This window comes from Acinetobacter sp. YH16044 (assembly GCF_013417145.1).
GTDB lineage: Bacteria > Pseudomonadota > Gammaproteobacteria > Pseudomonadales > Moraxellaceae > Acinetobacter > Acinetobacter amyesii.
Genome location: NZ_VPEK01000020.1, coordinates 37,915 through 55,145, shown reverse-complemented (window position 1 = coordinate 55,145; position 17,231 = coordinate 37,915). Strand labels below are relative to the sequence as shown.

General features: G+C 40.0%; 17 protein-coding genes and 1 rRNA gene. 7 read left to right on the top strand and 11 right to left on the bottom strand.

The genetic code is table 11. The features are described from left to right. Positions 1–11: 11 nt before the first annotated feature. A 5S ribosomal RNA gene (gene rrf / locus FTV38_RS12015) occupies positions 12–126 on the top strand. Positions 127–246: 120 nt separating this feature from the next. Here the strand turns inward: rrf and FTV38_RS12010 are convergent. Continuing rightward, a complete protein-coding gene (locus FTV38_RS12010; RefSeq protein WP_180022593.1) occupies positions 247–1,620 on the bottom strand; it encodes a dihydrolipoyl dehydrogenase in 1,374 nt (457 codons plus the stop codon). 416 nt (positions 1,621–2,036) lie between these two features. Here FTV38_RS12010 and FTV38_RS12005 point away from each other — a divergent pair, with 416 nt between their 5' ends. Next, the gene (locus FTV38_RS12005; protein ID WP_180022592.1) at positions 2,037–6,503 is read left to right on the top strand and encodes an Ig-like domain-containing protein; all 4,467 of its coding nucleotides are present in this window, start codon (positions 2,037–2,039) and stop codon (positions 6,501–6,503) included. A gap of 153 nt (positions 6,504–6,656) precedes the next feature. On the opposite strand, the gene FTV38_RS12000 is transcribed toward FTV38_RS12005, so the two are convergent. Together FTV38_RS12000 and FTV38_RS11995 are read right to left on the bottom strand one after the other, a co-directional pair. After that, complete coding sequence (locus FTV38_RS12000) at positions 6,657–7,079, bottom strand: beta-lactamase hydrolase domain-containing protein (protein ID WP_180022591.1); 423 nt, start codon at positions 7,077–7,079, stop codon at positions 6,657–6,659. Further along, positions 7,072–7,407 carry a TIGR01244 family sulfur transferase gene (locus FTV38_RS11995; RefSeq protein ID WP_078191321.1) on the bottom strand — a complete coding sequence of 112 codons (336 nt, stop codon included), beginning with the start codon at positions 7,405–7,407 and terminating at the stop codon, positions 7,072–7,074. Before FTV38_RS11995 ends, FTV38_RS12000 begins: the two co-directional genes overlap by 8 nt. A 124-nt stretch (positions 7,408–7,531) precedes the next feature. Between FTV38_RS11995 and FTV38_RS11990 the strand changes: the two genes are divergently transcribed. From FTV38_RS11990 to FTV38_RS11980, 3 genes are read left to right on the top strand one after another with little or no spacing between them, the layout of a single operon-like run. Further along, positions 7,532–8,428, top strand: a complete 897-nt coding sequence (locus tag FTV38_RS11990) for an alpha/beta hydrolase (RefSeq protein WP_180022590.1) — start codon at positions 7,532–7,534, stop codon at positions 8,426–8,428. Next, positions 8,429–8,860: a thioredoxin TrxC gene (gene trxC, locus FTV38_RS11985; protein ID WP_078191319.1), complete on the top strand. Its 432-nt coding sequence runs from the start codon at positions 8,429–8,431 to the stop codon at positions 8,858–8,860. Positions 8,861–8,881: 21 nt separating this feature from the next. Further along, positions 8,882–9,301 (top strand): acyl-CoA thioesterase, encoded by a 420-nt coding sequence (locus FTV38_RS11980; protein ID WP_078191328.1) that lies wholly within the window; start codon positions 8,882–8,884, stop codon positions 9,299–9,301. Positions 9,302–9,367: 66 nt separating this feature from the next. Here FTV38_RS11980 and FTV38_RS11975 read toward each other — a convergent pair whose 3' ends face one another. The 3 genes from FTV38_RS11975 to FTV38_RS11965 form a co-directional block, all read right to left on the bottom strand. Then, positions 9,368–9,868 (bottom strand): ester cyclase, encoded by a 501-nt coding sequence (locus FTV38_RS11975; RefSeq protein WP_180022589.1) that lies wholly within the window; start codon positions 9,866–9,868, stop codon positions 9,368–9,370. 132 nt (positions 9,869–10,000) lie between these two features. Then, the gene (locus FTV38_RS11970) at positions 10,001–10,504 is read right to left on the bottom strand and encodes a DUF4442 domain-containing protein (protein WP_180022588.1); all 504 of its coding nucleotides are present in this window, start codon (positions 10,502–10,504) and stop codon (positions 10,001–10,003) included. A 27-nt stretch (positions 10,505–10,531) separates the two neighbouring features. Next, positions 10,532–11,020 (bottom strand): YajQ family cyclic di-GMP-binding protein, encoded by a 489-nt coding sequence (locus tag FTV38_RS11965; protein ID WP_078194203.1) that lies wholly within the window; start codon positions 11,018–11,020, stop codon positions 10,532–10,534. A gap of 92 nt (positions 11,021–11,112) precedes the next feature. On the opposite strand from FTV38_RS11965, the gene FTV38_RS11960 reads away from it, so the two are divergent. Next, complete coding sequence (locus FTV38_RS11960) at positions 11,113–11,427, top strand: rhodanese-like domain-containing protein (RefSeq protein ID WP_078194202.1); 315 nt, start codon at positions 11,113–11,115, stop codon at positions 11,425–11,427. Between the two features lie 44 nt (positions 11,428–11,471). On the opposite strand, the gene mnmC is transcribed toward FTV38_RS11960, so the two are convergent. From mnmC to FTV38_RS11940, 4 genes are read right to left on the bottom strand one after another with little or no spacing between them, the layout of a single operon-like run. Beyond that, positions 11,472–13,418 carry an FAD-dependent 5-carboxymethylaminomethyl-2-thiouridine(34) oxidoreductase MnmC gene (gene mnmC, locus FTV38_RS11955; protein ID WP_180022587.1) on the bottom strand — a complete coding sequence of 649 codons (1,947 nt, stop codon included), beginning with the start codon at positions 13,416–13,418 and terminating at the stop codon, positions 11,472–11,474. A 37-nt stretch (positions 13,419–13,455) separates the two neighbouring features. Then, on the bottom strand, positions 13,456–13,971 hold the full coding sequence (locus tag FTV38_RS11950) for a hypothetical protein (RefSeq protein ID WP_180022586.1): 516 nt from the start codon (positions 13,969–13,971) through the stop codon (positions 13,456–13,458). Between the two features lie 5 nt (positions 13,972–13,976). After that, positions 13,977–14,279 carry a YciI family protein gene (locus tag FTV38_RS11945; RefSeq protein WP_078191312.1) on the bottom strand — a complete coding sequence of 101 codons (303 nt, stop codon included), beginning with the start codon at positions 14,277–14,279 and terminating at the stop codon, positions 13,977–13,979. 28 nt (positions 14,280–14,307) lie between these two features. Next, positions 14,308–14,919, bottom strand: a complete 612-nt coding sequence (locus tag FTV38_RS11940; protein WP_078191311.1) for an inner membrane-spanning protein YciB — start codon at positions 14,917–14,919, stop codon at positions 14,308–14,310. A gap of 44 nt (positions 14,920–14,963) precedes the next feature. On the opposite strand from FTV38_RS11940, the gene FTV38_RS11935 reads away from it, so the two are divergent. Then, complete coding sequence (locus FTV38_RS11935) at positions 14,964–15,815, top strand: PHP domain-containing protein (RefSeq protein ID WP_180008985.1); 852 nt, start codon at positions 14,964–14,966, stop codon at positions 15,813–15,815. A 456-nt stretch (positions 15,816–16,271) separates the two neighbouring features. On the opposite strand, the gene FTV38_RS11930 is transcribed toward FTV38_RS11935, so the two are convergent. Then, positions 16,272–17,183, bottom strand: a complete 912-nt coding sequence (locus FTV38_RS11930) for a bestrophin family protein (RefSeq protein WP_078191309.1) — start codon at positions 17,181–17,183, stop codon at positions 16,272–16,274. Positions 17,184–17,231: the final 48 nt, after the last annotated feature.

Sequence of the window (17,231 nt, the reverse complement as noted above, 5' to 3'; positions counted from 1 at the left end):
ATAACAGTTGTGCTGGCGACAATAGCAAGAGTGAACCACCTGATCCCTTCCCGAACTCAGAAGTGAAACCTCTTAGCGCTGATGGTAGTGTGGGGTTACCCATGTGAGAGTAAGTCATCGCCAGCTCTTTATTCGAAACACCCCCTTCAAAGCGAAGGGGGTGTTTTTTTATGCGCAGAAAAAGGGTAAGGTACGAAAATAAAGTGCTGGAAATCCAACGCTATAAATTTACATAAAACGATAAAATTATATTAATTGACGTCGTGCATGCTTTAATGCTGTTCTTAATCCTTCTTCTAACGTTGGATGATAGAAGGGTTTATCTAAAATTTCATGAATGCTTAGTTTTTCTGAAATCATCCAAGCTAATAAATGTGCCAAATGTTCAGCTTCCGCGCAGAATAGCTCAGCTCCTAATAGTTTATGGCTAATAGTATCCACATATACTTCGGCAGCCCCTTTATTTTTAGCAGCAACAATTGCACGACCTTGTTTTTCATAAGAAACGAAACCAATGACGAACTCTGTGTTTTTATCTTGTAGTTGTTTATAGCTTTGTCCAATGGTTGCCATTTGTGGTGTAGAAAATAAGATACCTAGAGGTGTTAGCGTCTTTATAGATTGAATTTGTGGAAAGTTTAAACAGTTTTGTACTGCAAATTTACCTTCATGAGCTGCTTCGTGTTGGATAGGGGTATTGGTATGTGCATCACCGACAATAAAAATTGGATAATCAGCTAGTTGCTTTGTATCCGGATTGATCGGTAAATTTTTAATATCTTTAAATTCTGCACTTATACGTTCTAAACCTAAGGTATTTAATAATGTACGTCTGCCGGTTGCAGCTAAGACATAGTCAACTTGTAGCGACTTTTGTACGTTTTCTTCAGTATAGGTTAAATGAACTAGATCGCCTTCAACAGAGTAATGTTCAGGTAAAATTTCAAACTTTAGCTTTAATTCTTTACTTAATTCTTCCTGTGCGAGCTTTTGTAATATGGGGCTAGTCAATGAGCCAATTTTTCGACTACGTGCAAAAACCGTGGTGTTTACATTGAGGCGTGTTAAAGCCTGCGCTAATTCCAAAGCGATGACACCACTTCCAATAACTGCGACAGATTTTGGTAGTTGTTCTAACTCAAATATTTGATCGGACGTAATTAATTTATCGCCTAATATTTGTTTTTGTTCAGCATCTATAGTAGGAGTTGTACCTACTGCAAGGATAAATGATTTGGCTTGAAATGTTTGACTATTTACTTGAATGGTATTGGAATCAATAAATTCAGCTTTTCCTGATATTTTATGTTGGTTTGGCCAACTTTCAATATCTTTTAAAGTGGCTCGTGTAAAACGATCACGTAAAGTTTGAACATGTTGCATGACTCTAGATGTATCAATTTCACTTTTGACATCAAGGCCTAAATTATCTGCATTTCCAATTTCGTGCATACGGTTGGCAGTAGAGATGAGTATTTTACTTGGCATGCAACCGACGCGTGCACAGGTGGTGTCCCAAGGACCATCATTAATGATAAGAATATTTTGTGTTTTTTTAATTGCTTCTTTATAGGCTGAAATGCCTGCTGTTCCTGCACCGATAATGATGATGTCGTACATGCTAATTTATGACCTTTGTGATATGTGCTAACTTTTTTACAAGATGTTTATCTGAAGCTTAATTTTCAAACTTTATAATAATAATGAGGGAAGAGGTAGCTCAAATGTTTAGATTTAAGGTAATTCATAATTATTTAGTGCTTTAATAATGCATCAAACTAGTGGGTAAAATACATACGATAAGTAATTTTGTGTAAAATAATAGAAGTTGTTGAAGTTAACAAATGCGCTAATACATGTGAAATAATTTATACTTATGAATAAAAAATACAACTTTCACTTATTATTTCAAGTTTACCAATATGTAACTTTATTTGTTGTATTGCTTATTTTTGTTAATTTTGATTAAATTTTAGCAAAAGGCGAAAAAGTTAAATCTTGACGTCAATTATTATATAAAACAGTGGGTATTCGGCATGACAATTTTTTCTAATTTAAAAAAATTAGGGGTTAATTCTACAGTATTGGCAACTTCAATTGCTTTAGTTGCATGTGGAGGTGGGGGAAGCGATGGATACTTTAATAATGATGATAACAGTTCCAACAGTGGCGGTGATAATTCTTCAGGTAATGAATCAACAGATAACTCTGCTCAGATTGCAGAAAGTTTAAATGTTTTAGAATTAAAAGATGCTGCTGGTAATACAATAGCGAATGCTAATGATAATTCTGTTGTAAAATTTTCAGTACAAGTTTTAAATAGCGATAAAGGTGGTATTGCTAATAAAGCGGTTCGCTTATCAATTTCTGATTCAGAAAAAATTGGTGTTACTAGTGCTAATTCACTTGTTACAACGAGTGAAGGTGGCGTTGCTAGCTTTGATTTAAATGTCCCTTCGTTAGCGACTAGTTCAGGCAAGGTTCAACTGACAGCAACTGTTGATGGAACAACGATTAAGCAAGTTTATACGCTTAATATTAGTAAAAAAAGTACGGTAACTAGTAATTATAATATCAGTATCGAACAAGGTGTTATTTTAGATCTACCTAAGGGCTCAGCGAGTATTACAGCTCGTGTGACTGACTCTAATGGTGGTGCCAAGGCTAATCAAACTGTTACTTTAGCACTACCTGAAGCAATGATTGGCAAATTCTCTATTTCATCTGGTTCAACAGTCGTTACAAATGCGCAAGGTGAAGCTAAGTTTACTATTACGGCGAATCCAGATTTAACTGATTCGCAAATGGAAGAACAATTCGCTGCAAAATCACAATCATTACAATTTAAATTAATTGATGAATTTCAAGCACAAAAAGTAGTTCCGGGTGTGCTAACGTTTAAAGATATTCGCCAGATTGTAATGGTTCAAAAACTTGAAATTATAAAGGCGGATGCAGCACTAGCGGCACAAGGTGGTCTGACAACGGTTAAGGTACGTGCAAAAAATAGTAATGACGAAGCGCTATCTGGGAAATTAGTTAAGCTTTCATTTACTGATAAGAGTGAAGCATACGGTGTTTCAATAGAACCGAAAGAACAAGTGACGGATGCAAGTGGATATGCAACTTTCACCATTAAATCAAATTCATCTTATCCAATTGCTTTGTCTCAACAAGGAATCAATTTAAAAGCAATATATGCAGATAATGATGAAATCTTCGCTCAAGATACGATTAGTGTAATTACAAATGATACGGATGCAAGCGATCAATTAGCACTACAGCGTTTAGAAGTAGCCTCTTCTTATAAAATTAATGCGAAAGATGATCAAGTTACAATTACCGTTCAAGGTATTAATAACAAAGGTCAAGCTGCAACGAAAGGAAAAGTAACGTTATCTTTAAATAAAGAGGCGAGTGCAAATGGTATTACATTTGATGGTAGTGCTGAGCAAGAGTTCAAAAATGGTTATGTAACCTATACCTTAAAATCTAATGCAAAAACAGAAGCTGCTGTTGCGGCATTAATACAAGCAGGTATCACGGCGACATTTACTTCAGATAATAACTTGACTAACAGCATTAAAATTGCTGTAGAAGATGAAGCAAAATCTGAGGAAAAAGTAAATTATCTAGCAATTGATCCTATAAATTCTTCCTTTGATCATACTATTGATCAAAAAATTCAAGTTAAAGTGAAAGCCATTGGCGTTGAAGGAAGTCCATTAAATGGAGAAAGCGTTAAAATTTCTATGCCAAACTTACCTGTAGCTGATTTACAAGCTTTAGGACTAAGTCTTTCGAGTGCTGCAATTAAAAATACATCTAGTGATGGTTATGCGACATTTGAATATTCATATAAGGTGAATAATGCTAATCGTGATCGTCAGTTAGAATTATTAAAGAATGGTATTATTTTGACTGCAACTGCGGGTTCAGTGAGCAGTGCACAACAATCCATTACATTAAATTTTAAAGCACCGACAGAGCAAAACTCGATTGATCTAGATTATTTAGATGTACAAATGCCTGGATCTATTATTGTTTCTCCTGGAGCTGCGGAACAAACTTTACAAGTTAGCGTTAAAGCAATTGGTACAGATGGTAAGGCTTTTGCGAACCAAAAAGTTGGTTTGGGTCTAAACGATGCAGCTTTGGGTAATGGTGTATCACTTTCATCTGCCTCTGGTGTGACAACGGATGCCAATGGTAATGCTGTATTTAGCTTAAAAGTTAAAGCAAATAATGCAACTGAAGCAGCAAATTTAGTTGCAAATGGCATTACAGTCGCTGTACGTGGCAATCGCCTTGATGGTTCATCTTATACTTTAACGCGTAAAATCGACGTTACTGCCCCCGTTGTTGTACTTCCTAATCTTGCAAATTTGAATTTTGAATACGATATTCAAACTGTTTCGGTATTGGGTGGTGAAGTTAAAGTCAAAGTAAAAGCAATTGATGAGGATGGTAATTTAATACCGAATACCTCATTATCAATTGCACTCTCTACACTAGCTGGCTCTCGTGTATCACTTTCTGACACTAATTTAAAAACAAATAGTAATGGTGAGGCTGAGTTTACTGTTCGTGTATCAGAGGGTGAGTATGATCCAAGTTTGATTAAAAATGGCATTACTTTTGCTGTCGTTGGTACAAGTCCAAGCAATGGTGATCGTATTCAGCAAACAGGAACAATTCAGGTTGCGATCCCTAAGGATTCTGTAAATCTACGTCTTACAGCCGATAATTCTAGTTTAGAGCTAGGAAAATCTTACCAGTTACAAGTCGCAGTAAAAGATGAGTTGGGAGCAAATACAGGCTATCCAGTTAACCTAACATTAAATAATGAAGCGTTAGCTGCTGGTGTTAAGCTCAGTGCTGACTCAGTTTTAACTTCGGCAAATGGCCAAGTACCAGTCACGATTACTTTACCAAAGGAAATGACGGATGCTGCTAAGCAAGCGTTGTTAACAGCAGGTATAAAAGTTAAAGGCTCGATTACGAATCCAAAAGGTGAAAAATTAGAAGCACTACTTAATTTCACAGTTTATGAAGCGATTAATACCAATAATTTAGAGTTTTCAGTTTCTAAAGAAAATTTAAATGTAGAAGGTGATCGTTCAATTGTTTCAGTACAGTTGACAGATGTTAATGGACAGCCTTTAAGAAATCAGCTTGTGAATTTAGCTGCCAACAATGCAGCAAGCATTATTATTGGTACACCAGGGGGCGGTGGTTCTACAAATACTAGCTTGCCTCAATCAGTCATGACGGATTCTAATGGTAATGCATTCTTCTCTGTAGAAATTGATGGTGCAACAGTTGATGGCGACCTATTGATTGCAAGTGGTATTGAATTAACAGCAACACATATCAATGAAGCTGGTGCTGTAGCAACTCAAATTAAACGTTTAGAAGCCATTAGAACTATTGCACCACCACCTCAAATTCAACCTACACAGTACAGCTTGCGCATTGCTACAAATAAGCAGATGCTAAATGTTCGTGAAGATAGTACTGAGGTTACCGTGACACTTGTTGACCTTAATGGTGGCGGTGTTGCAAATAAGTATGTTGAATTAGCTGTAATAGACCAATTAGTTAATGGTGCTATCATTGAAGGCCCTTCAGGATTGACAACAGATGCAAATGGTCAAGCAACATTTACTGTAAAAGTAGATGAAAATGCACGTAGTAGTGGATATTCGGCTGCAACTTTTGATACCGATAATTTACGTTTAACTGCAACTTATAAAGAATCAGGTTTTACAGATGCTGTACAGGTTCGTATGGTTAATATCGTGCAAGCAGCTGTTGAAAATCCTGTTGCATCCATTGTGATTGGGGTTAATCCAACTGAGACAGGTGTATCTAGTGATGGTGTTTATTACACTCGTAACTTGTCAGTAAGCGTTGTTGATTTTGATGGGAAACCATTAGCTAATCAAAAAGTAGTAATGGATATTACGCCTACTACTTATTTCAAAGGTCGATATATTTGGGCATTAGCACCAGAAGTTGGATCACCTAGCCCGAAAGTTAAGTGGGTTGCAGCTGGCGAAAGCTATTATGATGTCGATCCAACCAATACCAATATCTATTACAATGATGATGGTGTTCCAATGGATAATAATGGCACTCCAAATAATGCATTGGATGATGTGGGTATCGCGCCAACTACGAATCCAATTACTGCGTGTTCTGCAGCACCGGAAGGTACGCCAGTAGGTAATACTCCTGTTAAGGTCCCAACTTTCCTAGGTCAAGGAGCTACAGCGACTTACACGACTGATAAGGATGGTAAATTTGACTTTACAATTCGTTATCCGAAAATTTATGCACAATGGTTAAATGTGCAAATTGGTGCATCGTCTGAAGTTGCAACTTTACCTACACGTACAACCTATGGTTTAGGTTTACCATCAGTAACAACTGACTATAGTTCAAATGGTACTTTTGGTCCAAACTTAACAAGTCCATACGGTCTGAGCGGTTGTCCTTAATAATTAAAAAAACAGCGCTTCGGCGCTGTTTTTTATTGTAGAGACTGTTCAATTCAAAGTGCAGTCCCTACACTTACACCAACGGTTGGACGTACATTCATAGAATTACACCCTGTTAGCAACAACGCTGTAAATAAAACGGTAAACACGAATTTAGTCATTGAGCAAACCTTGAGCCTGAGCTTGATTGAAAAGAGATGTCGAACGAGAGCCGCTGCGACAAATCATCAAAATGGGTTTAGGAAGCTCATTATAATATTTGGCAAATTCTTTCACGTCTGTTTGAAAAATTTTACCACTTTGCACAGGTTGATACACAACACTCACATGAGACTTTTCAGCAATCCCTCTTAACTGTAAAACAGTCACTTCATTGCCCGCCTCACTATCTGGTCGATTCACAATCACAGATTTAAATTTAAGTTGCTTGAGTAAACTTGAAAATTTATCTGTGGTCATTTGTCCAGAGACACTTAAATTTGCATTTAAAGGCTGACTGCTATTATCTGCATATGTAGGTGCTGGAAAGATGCATGTTGCGATCAATAAAGCTTTTTGAATGAAAGCCTTAGTCATCCAAAAGATCCATCTGTTTTGCTAGTTGATATAGGTTATTTGAACGGTTACCTGTACGACAGAACATGAGTACTGGCTTTGGCAATTCATTAAAATGATTAGCAAAGTTACGGACATCTAGCTCAGAAATTTGACCCGCAACAACAGGTTGATGAACATAGTCTAAACCAGCGCTACGAGCTGCTTCTTCAATTTGAGCACTGGTTGGTTGCTCAGGACCACCTTCCATGTCAGGGCGGTTATTGATAATCGATTTAAAGCCTTTTTCAACCACTTGCGCTACATGTTCTGGGCCGATTTGACCTGCAAAACCAACATTTTCGCTCATTGAGTCACTCCATAATTTAATTCATAGATTTATGCTTTATGATAGCATTAAGCACAAACTTGAGCAGAATGTTCTTAAATTTTTATAAGCGATTACAACCATAAAATAACGCAATGGAGCGCGTATGCACGCCTATACAGTCGAACCACTGTATGTCAAAAGCGGACAAGATGTTATAGCTGCTGACTTTTATCGTCCAAAATCTATTGAAAAACCTGCAGTCATTCTCATGGCGCATGGTTTGGCGGCATTACGCCAATTTAAATTAGTGCAATATGCCAAGCGCTTTGTACAAGCGGGCTATGCTGTCGTGTTGTTTGATTATCGCTATTGGGGGGGCAGCACAGGGCGTCCGAGAGAGTTGGTGAATCTTAAAGCTCAACTTGAAGATTGGCGGACCATGATCGATCATTTACAGCAGCGTAAATCGATTGATTCGAGACGCATTGTATTATGGGGAACATCGCTAAGTGGTGGCTATGTACTCAGTTTAGCGGCAGAGCTTAAAAATATTAAAGCGGTGATGGTACAAGTTCCATTTGTCGACGGTGCTGAAAGTGCAAAATTGTATCCCTTACAGCAATTACCCAAAGCGTTAAAATTATCGAGTCAGGACTATATGGGTTCTAAAGTTGGGATGAGCCCAACGACTTTACCTGTAGTTCATCCACATCGATTGTGTTTTTTACAGTCTGAAGACAGTTATGCGGGCTACTTATCGATTGTAAATCCTGATTTTTATTGGAGTGGCGAAATTCCGGCTCGGGCCTTTTTTAAGCTAATCCGTTATCGCCCAATATTAGATGTACGTAAAATTAGTATACCAGTACTTTTTATTGCAGCCAAAGAAGATAGTTTGATTCCCATTGAATCAAGCCGTGAAACTGCGACCAATATTGCACCGTATGTGCAGTATTATGAGTGGGAAATGCAACATTTTGATATTTATCACGGGCAATGGTTTGAAAAAGCCATGGCAACCCAATTAGAATTTTTACATCAACATGTTGGAGTCAGCTAAATGATCGTTGTGTGTCCTGAATGTGGTGCAAAAAACCGTGTGCCTGAAGAAAAACTCGAAGTTGGACCTGCATGTGGTCAATGTCATCAAGCATTGATTCCATTGGCGCCCATCGAGTTGAATGAAAAGAACTTTGCAAATTTTATTAGCAATAGTGATTTACCTGTGCTGATTGATTTATGGGCTGAATGGTGTGGACCATGTAAGATGATGGCGCCACACTTTGCACAAGTTGCAAAATCTAATCCGAAGGTGGTTTTTGCCAAAATTGATACCGAAGCAAACCCTCGATTGAGTGGTGCATTTAATGTTCGTAGTATTCCTACACTGGTTTTGATGAATAAAACCAACGAAATTGCTAGAATAAGCGGTGCAATGCGTGCTGGTGAGTTGCAACAATGGCTCAACCAGCAGTTAAATTTACCTCAATAAATGTCAGCGCCAGGAGCTAAAGTGTCAGAAACTCATGTAAAACCTGAAGGAACGCTTTCCCTACAAACCATCGCGATGCCTGCAGACACCAACTGGAGTGGTGATGTTTTCGGTGGTTGGATCGTGTCACAAATGGACTTGGCCGGTGCAATTCACGCAGAGCGTTTCAGTCAAGGACGCTGTGCAACGATTTCAATTAACCAAATGACCTTCCTCGTTCCAGTGAAAGTCGGGGATGTCATCAGTGTATATACCAAAATTTTAAAAGTGGGTAATACCTCTATCCAAATGCAAATTGAAGTTTGGGATAGTCACGACAGTTCACGTGATCCAATTCGCGTAACCGAAGGTGTGTTTACATTTGTCGCTGTGGATGTGAAAGGTGCTAAGCGTCAAATTCCTGCGGATGCAAAAGCTAAATTTGCTGCAGATCAAGCTTAATTAAAGTTAGACGCAAAAAAAAAGCCGCTCAATCGAGTGGCTTTTTTATGAATAGTGACTGAGAAATTAGAACATCGTGTTTGAGTTGGCACTGGTTTCAGGAATGCTTTGTTGCACATCCCAATGTTCGACGATCTTGCCATTTTCAACACGGAAGATATCAATAATGGCTTCTCCACGGTCTTGATTATTCTGCGTAGAGTGCACATGTAAATAGACCAAATCACCTTCGGCAGCGGCACGTTTGATCTGGTTTTTTGCATCAGGATTTTGTTTAAAATACTCGGTAAAATAATCAACAAAAGGCGCTTTGCCATCAGGAACATGCGGATTATGTTGAATATATTGATTGCCAATATATCGGTCAGCATATGTCTTAACCTGATGTTTAAGAAAGACACCTTCATAAAAATCAATAACGATTTTCTTATTTTCCGCTGCTTGGCTGGTTTGAATATTGCTTTCAGCCGTTTGATTTGGAGTTGTTGGCGTTGCAGGAATAGTACTTTGACATGCAGTTAAAAACACCGCCAGGCTGATGAGTGAGAGGGGAATGATTTTTTTCATAAAGTGCTCAATATATTTGTGTCGTGCAAGCATATTGAGCGGAATTAGGGCGTATAAATAGTAAAAAACAGTCTTGATTTTGCTGAAATTTGGTAAAACTTATACTTACCTAAAAGTAAGTTTTATTTACATTTATTTATTTTTCAGAGCGGATTTTGCCACCCACGCCCAAAGCATTTCGCATTGAATGGGTGCTTCACCAGATTCATCGGTGACTAAGACCTGTACGAAGGTTTCACCTTTTTCTGTGCTTTGCATTTGTCGTTGCTGTTCGGGTGTAAGCATTGCAATCGCTTTCATCCCACCTTGGGTTGGACGTTTAAAATCAACTTTGAAGCTTTTAATCAGGACAATGGCACTGTCTGGAACGTTCATTGCTGTGACAAAACCGGTGGCTGTTTCGGCGATCAGCGCCATGGCACAGGCATGTACTTGCCCGATGTGGTTTTGCATCGCCTTATGATTGGCGATGCTCACCTCAACACGCTCAGGGCTGACATGTTGATATTGGATCTTAGCTGTTCCAACCATGGGCACGACACGACCAAAAGCTCGACTGAGCAAACGACTTTGAATACCTTTGGGTAATTTAGAGCTTGCTTTAACCAGTTTATTTAGACGATTTGGACGTGCCATATTGACCTCAATGGCAGTTGTGCTGCCTTAATCTTTAAAGTTGTTAAATTGAAGCGGCACACCAAACTGTTGCTCTTTTAAGAACGCCATCACTTGTTGCAAAGTGTCACGTTTCTTGTCAGTCACACGAATTTTGTCGCCTTGAATAGAAGATTGCACTTTAATGCCGCTTTCTTTAATGGCTTTATTGATTTTTTTTGCAGTATCAGAGTCAAGACCGTCTTTTAGTTTGATCACTTGAATAACGTTTTTACCAGAAGCTGTCATTTTTTGTGGATCGAGTGCTTGAATGTCTACTTTACGTTTGAAGAAATGATTTTCGAGCATGGTATACACTTGCTCACATTGGAAATCGCTTTCTGTTGAGATTTTGATTTCCTTATTTTTCTCATTTAACTCAATTGAAACGTCTTGACCACGGAAGTCAAAACGCGTCGCTATTTCTTTTTGCGTGTTTTGAACTGCATGATTTACTTCAAAAACTTCTAATTCGGAAACAATATCAAAAGAAGGCATAGATTAGACCTTTACAAAGGGAAAGAATATCTGAGATGCTAGGGATGTTTTCTTCATTTGCCAAGTGTTGTTTACATCAAAAGGAGTGTGCAATGATCCGTAAACAAGAAATTACAACATTTGAGTTCCCAGAAGACTCGATTATCTGGGATGTTCGCGATGCAAGTGCTTATGCTGAAGCACATGTGAAAGGTGCGGTTAACCGACCGATCAACGCATTGTCATCAGATGCACTGACTCAGGTGTCAACGGATCAACCCATTTACATTTTATGTGGTGGCGGAAGTAAAGCTCCACGTGCAGCAGAGTTACTAGAGGGTTTTGACAGCTCACGTGAATATGTAATCTTAATGGGCGGCACGCGTGCTGCTCGTGATGCCGGTCTTCCTTTGGAACAAGGGAAATGAGATCGAATCAAAAAAAGCGCCGAAAGGCGCTTTTTTATTGCAGGTTATTTTTTTTGAGGACGACTTAAGGGTATCTGACCTTGAAAATAAGGCTTCTTGGTTTTTTGTTTGGCTTTGGCGCGTCGTATAAAACGTGCTGCATGAATTTTATCGAGTAGCTGTGTTGGAATAGGGCAGGCTTCTTTTAAGACCAGCGCGGCAATGATTTCACTACAGAGCGGGGCATACAGGAAACCTTTAGAACCGAGTCCACTACAGCTATAAATTTGCTGATCTTCATGGACTGCACCAATTACCGGGAAAAAGTCTTTCGTCTGTGCGCGAATTGCGGCACGTCCTTGCCATTGCTCAATCGGTGCTAAGGTTTTTGCAAAGTCAGGGAACACACTGTGGATAAGTTCATAGTTATGCACATGATCTTCAGTGAGAACGTCGGTGTCATCACGGCCGGGATAAAATGACGCGCCCATAATCATCTGTTCGGCATCCAGTTGCATACAATAGCCCCCATAACTATAGGCTGTATGCATGTCCATTTGTTGAGCGGGGTTGTTCAACCAACTGACTTGTCCACGAATGGCACGCAGCTCTGGATAATCTGTTTGTAGCTGCATGCTCTCACGTGCAGCACAGAGAATGACATGTTCGGCAGATGGAAGCTGCTGATCCTGTGTAAATAGCGCAACGCCATTTTGTTGCTGCTCAATGCGTTGAATATCTGCTTGTAACAATTCAATGTGTGGATGTGCCAAGATTTGGTCACGAAGCTGATGTGGACTGACTGCGCCTGCTTGTTTGAGGAGCAAGGTTGGAAATGCTGAGGCTAATTGATTTAGCGTGCCTTCTTCAGCAGCTAACACCTCTGAAGGATAACTTTGAGCTAACTCAAGGTGTTCTACTTTATTTTTTAAAATAGATTGGTGAATCTGTAAGGGACGAAATGCCTTGAAGTTTTGATAATGCTTGAGCGCATATAACCAACTCAGGGTCATCAGATGCTCAGCACTTTGTTCAATTGGACAGAGTTTAGGGTTGAGCAGGGCAAGAGGATTGCCCGACCCACCGCTGAGTGGTGCTGATTTCTCGTAAATACGCACTTGATGCCCACGTTGAGCAAATGCCCAAGCACAGCTCAAACCAGCTATGCCAGCGCCAATAATCGCGATTTGACGGGGCTTATGACCTACAGTGATTTCAGGATTTTTTTTTTCGTCTAAAGTGGGTATGTCAGCAGCATTGGATTGATCATCTAACTTTTCAGGTGCGAGCCAAAAGGCTTTGAGCATTTCACGCTTATGAGCAAAGCCACGTGGTCGTGTAATGGTAATACCATGCTCACGTAAGCCGCGTTTCAGTACACCTGCCACACTAAATGAGGAGAAGGTCGTCCCAATGTCTGATAGACGCACGATATTTTTGAGTACGTTTTCTTCCCACATGTCAGGATTACAGGCGGGTGCAAAACCGTCCAAGAACCATGCATTGACCGTAGCAGTTTTTGCCATGACCGGAAACACGTCGTGTGCATCGCCTAACCAAAGATCAATTGAAAAACGTTCTTCTGGAAAATTGAGTCGATGACATCCCGCAATAGGTTCAGGATATTGCGCAATCAGTTGCTGTGCCAAAGGTTGTAATTCAGGCCATGCATTTAATGCACGAATGAGGTCTACTTTAGATAAAGGGAATTTTTCTACAGAAATAGCATGCAGATGACTGTGATTATCTGGACGAACCTGTTGCCATAATTGCCACAAGGCCAAAATATTTAAGCCTGTACCAAAACCTGTTTCGCCGACATTGAAATATTCAAAATCAGTCAGTGCCGCAAGGCGAGTGTCGAGGTCATTCCCTTTTAAAAACACATGACGTGTTTCGAGTAGGCCGTTGTCCTTCGAAAAATACACATCACCAAACTGTTTAGACACTGGAATATCAATGCCATCGATCATTTGCCAATCGAGATCGGCAGTCTGAATTGCACCTGACAAAACTCAAGCAACCTTTAAATTGAAGTAGAAAAACGAATTACCATTGACGACGACGTTTGGTATAGACGTAACTGGCCAATAAGAAACCTAAAATCACGCCAACACCAAGCGTGGTCCCACCATATAAAAACATCTGCGCGCTACGTTCACTTTGTAGCACTTGTACTTGTACGCCCAAGCTATCATTTTTAAGTTGTAATTCTTGGTTTTGCGCCAAGGCTTCAAGGTTAGCTTTTTCTAACTGTTGCAAGCGTACAGATTGGTCTTTGACCATCGCTTTGACTTTGGCATCTTGCAGCGCTTTATTTTTTGCCAATTGCTCAATGGTCAATGGATTTGCATCTTGAGGTTGACCATTGGGATTGACAGTTGCCGCCACTTTAATGATGCCCGGTTTATTGGCAGGAATGGTATGCGGCACAGGATTGGGAGGAAGCGTTGCAGTCGTTGCTTGAGCAGCAGGGGCTACAGCAGGTGCAGGAGCCGGTTCTTCAGCCCATGCAGTTGAACAAATTAAAGATAAGCCCATTAAACTAGAAACAACGACGCGCATGAACCTTATCCTTTAGGAAATGCTTTGTTAAATGGTTTGACATCAATTTGGCCATAAACCCCTTCTTTGAGGAAAGGTTCATCTGCCAACCATTGGTCTAGGGCTTCACGACTATCAAAATCGACAATGATCGTACTGCCATAAAAACCAGCTTGTGGGTTTGCCGGATCTTTAGGCATCGCACCTGCAACAATCAGACGACCTTCATCATCAAGTTTTTGTAGACGTTCAAGATGTTGAGGGCGAACTGCAAGGCGCTTTTCTACTGTACCTTCATTATCTGTACAGCTTACGACGAATAATGGCATGACTTTTCCTGATTTTTGACCGAATGGATTATTCTGAGGTCTTAAAGTATTTACGTAATACAATAAACTGAATAATGATAAAGGAAAACATCACGATCATGTCACCAAAAGCAGTGAATTCACCCCAATATTTTCCGTCTGCAAACAAATAAGCGAAAAAGGTGTGTAAACATGACATCACCACGAACATTGCAGCCCATGCATAGTTCAATCGTTTCCAACCGACAGCGGTTAAATTTAAGACTGGACCAAATAAACGTTCGATGAGCGGTTTCTTATCTTTACTAAACAGTGGAGAAAGTAAAAACGCCCCTGCGAACACTAAGTTCAGTAAAACGGCTTTTAAGCGAATATAAAAATCATCGCTTAGCATCAGGGTAATACCACCAAAAATCACGGTCATGAACAACACAATCCATTGCTGTTTATCTAGACGGAATTTTTGCATCACAAACAATGCACCATAAACCACAAGCATGGAAATGATGAGACCTGATGTTGCCACAAGAATGTTATTGTTATCGACACCCCCAGCAGAACCAATCAATTGTAATAATGGGTGCTGCGTATCTTTTGGATCTACAGTTTTATATAAATAAAAGAAAATAATGAGTGGCACAAAGTCTAAAAGTGCTTTCATGTTAGAGTATCTAAATCTGATCAAATAAATGACATAGTATAGAGATGCAAGGCGTAGATTTACATACACACAGTAATATTTCTGATGGTACTTTGTCACCAGAGGCTCTGGTGCAGGCCGCAAGTGCTATTGGAATTCATACGCTGGCTTTGACTGATCACGATACGATGGACGGTTTGTTGGCTGCAGAGCAGGTTGCGCATGAATTAAAGCTGCAATTAATCTCTGGTGTGGAGATTTCTAGCCAGTGGTCGAGACCTGCAACCAAAAAAAGTTATGGTGTACATATTGTCGCTTTAAATATGCAAAATCCTGCGCCCTTACAAGCCTTATTGATGGATCAAAAGCGTATTCGAGCGGAACGTGCTCGGCAGATTTGTGACTTATTGATACCGTTAATTGGTCAAGATATTTATAGCGATGTGATTGCCAAGGTTGACCATATACCAGATCGGGTAACACGCACGCATATTGCCAAAACTTTGGTGGAAAAGGGTGTGGTTTCACGTCCACAACAAGCTTTTGATAAATATATTAAAGAAGGCAAAAAAGCCTTTGTAAAATTTGAAGGTCCGAGTCTTGCAGAAACCATTGAGGTGATTCATGCCAGTGGTGGCTTTGCGGTGTTGGCGCATCCAACGCGTTATGATTTATCTGCGACCAATATTCGTTATTTGATTGAAATCTTTGCTGAAGCGGGTGGTGATGCAGTGGAATTACCACCGGCAATTGAGCCATTATCGACTCGTCAAATGGTGGATCGTATGATTGCTGCCTTTAACTTAAAAGTTTCTGTTGGCAGTGATTTTCATGGTGACAATATGCCGTGGATTAAACTCGGCAATATTCCTCGAGTGAAAGAGGGGCAAGTTGGAATCTGGGAGAGCTTTGCTTAAAGTCGTTCTCTAAGGTTTTCCTTACTTAGAGATGTTAGGAACATAAAAGTAATCTTGAATTTCTAAAATGATTTTAAGTCGATTCGACGGAGTCTTACGTCTAGAGATTGAATATAGGGATTAGCCTTCGGCTGGAGGTACTCTTACGAAACGTTGTTTCTCATTCGGCAAAATGAGAAGCGAAGCTTCGCAAGGAAACCATCTTGCGGAGCAATGCTCCTCACCGCAAAACTCGATCATTACCTTCAAATTATTCACAGTATTGCAAAAACATTTTTGATTAGAAGTAGTCCTGACTCAAACACTTGCGGATGACCTTGCCGCGTATCGTTCTTTTATTTAAATCAAATTACGCTTCTGATCTTGCTGCGTACATCAATTGCTTACATATCTTCGAGGTATAAAAAAAAGTGTACGGCAAGGTTATGTAAGCGAGGGTTTAGACGCATGGACCAATTAAAGTAAATTATGATCTTTGGCTTGAATCGGTGGTGGAGTGGGTTTGCCTAAAGTTCCAAGTAGTTCAATTTCAATGGTTCGTACCATCGAGTCCAATGGAAGGTCATTACTCTGTGTGCCGAAGGGCTCCTCAATCTCTGAACTCAGCGCATCTAAGCCTAAAAAGGTATAGGCCAAAATCCCCACCAAAAGTGGGGTCGCAAGACCTAAAGTAGAACCCAAGCTAAAGGGCAAGACAAAACAGAAAAAATAAACAGTTCGATTCAGCAAGACCGAATAAGCAAACGGTAATGGCGTGGTGGCAATACGGTCACAGCCGGTTTGTACGGTACTGAGCTCCATCACATGCTGATTCATCTGGGTATAAATAATATCTGAAATTTCACCATCTTTAAGCGCTTGCATCAGCTCCCATTGAATCAAACTCAACGTGTACTGCGGTGCATTGGCTTGTTGGTATAACTGGGTGATGGCATTCGCGCTCATGCCGCTGGTTTCAACCAGTTCAGTGGGATTGGCAGTTTGATGGCGGAGTCGGTCACGTAAAACGTTGGCAAAGACGATTACATGTTGAATCACACGTTCACGACGGCCTTGACTGAGTAAACGGCAGTCACGGTCAAAATGGCGTGCATTGGCAATCAAAATGCCCCATAAACGCCGAGCTTCCCACCAACGGTCATAGCAGGCTGAGTTTTTAAAGCCCAAGAAAATCGACAGCACAACACCGATCAGGGTAAAGCCGACCAAAGGAAATTCGGTAAAATGGAAGATATCGACATAGGATAAGCCGCCCACAATGGCAGACAGCAACATAACGATCCCGAGCGGCGGTAAAACCTTAGGTAAAATCGTTCCTCGCCAAGAAAATAGCAGTTTAAAAATACTCGGTTGGTCACGGACGATCATGTTCGAATGATAATTTCTAGTTTTAAAAAATTATGATGATCTTCGGGT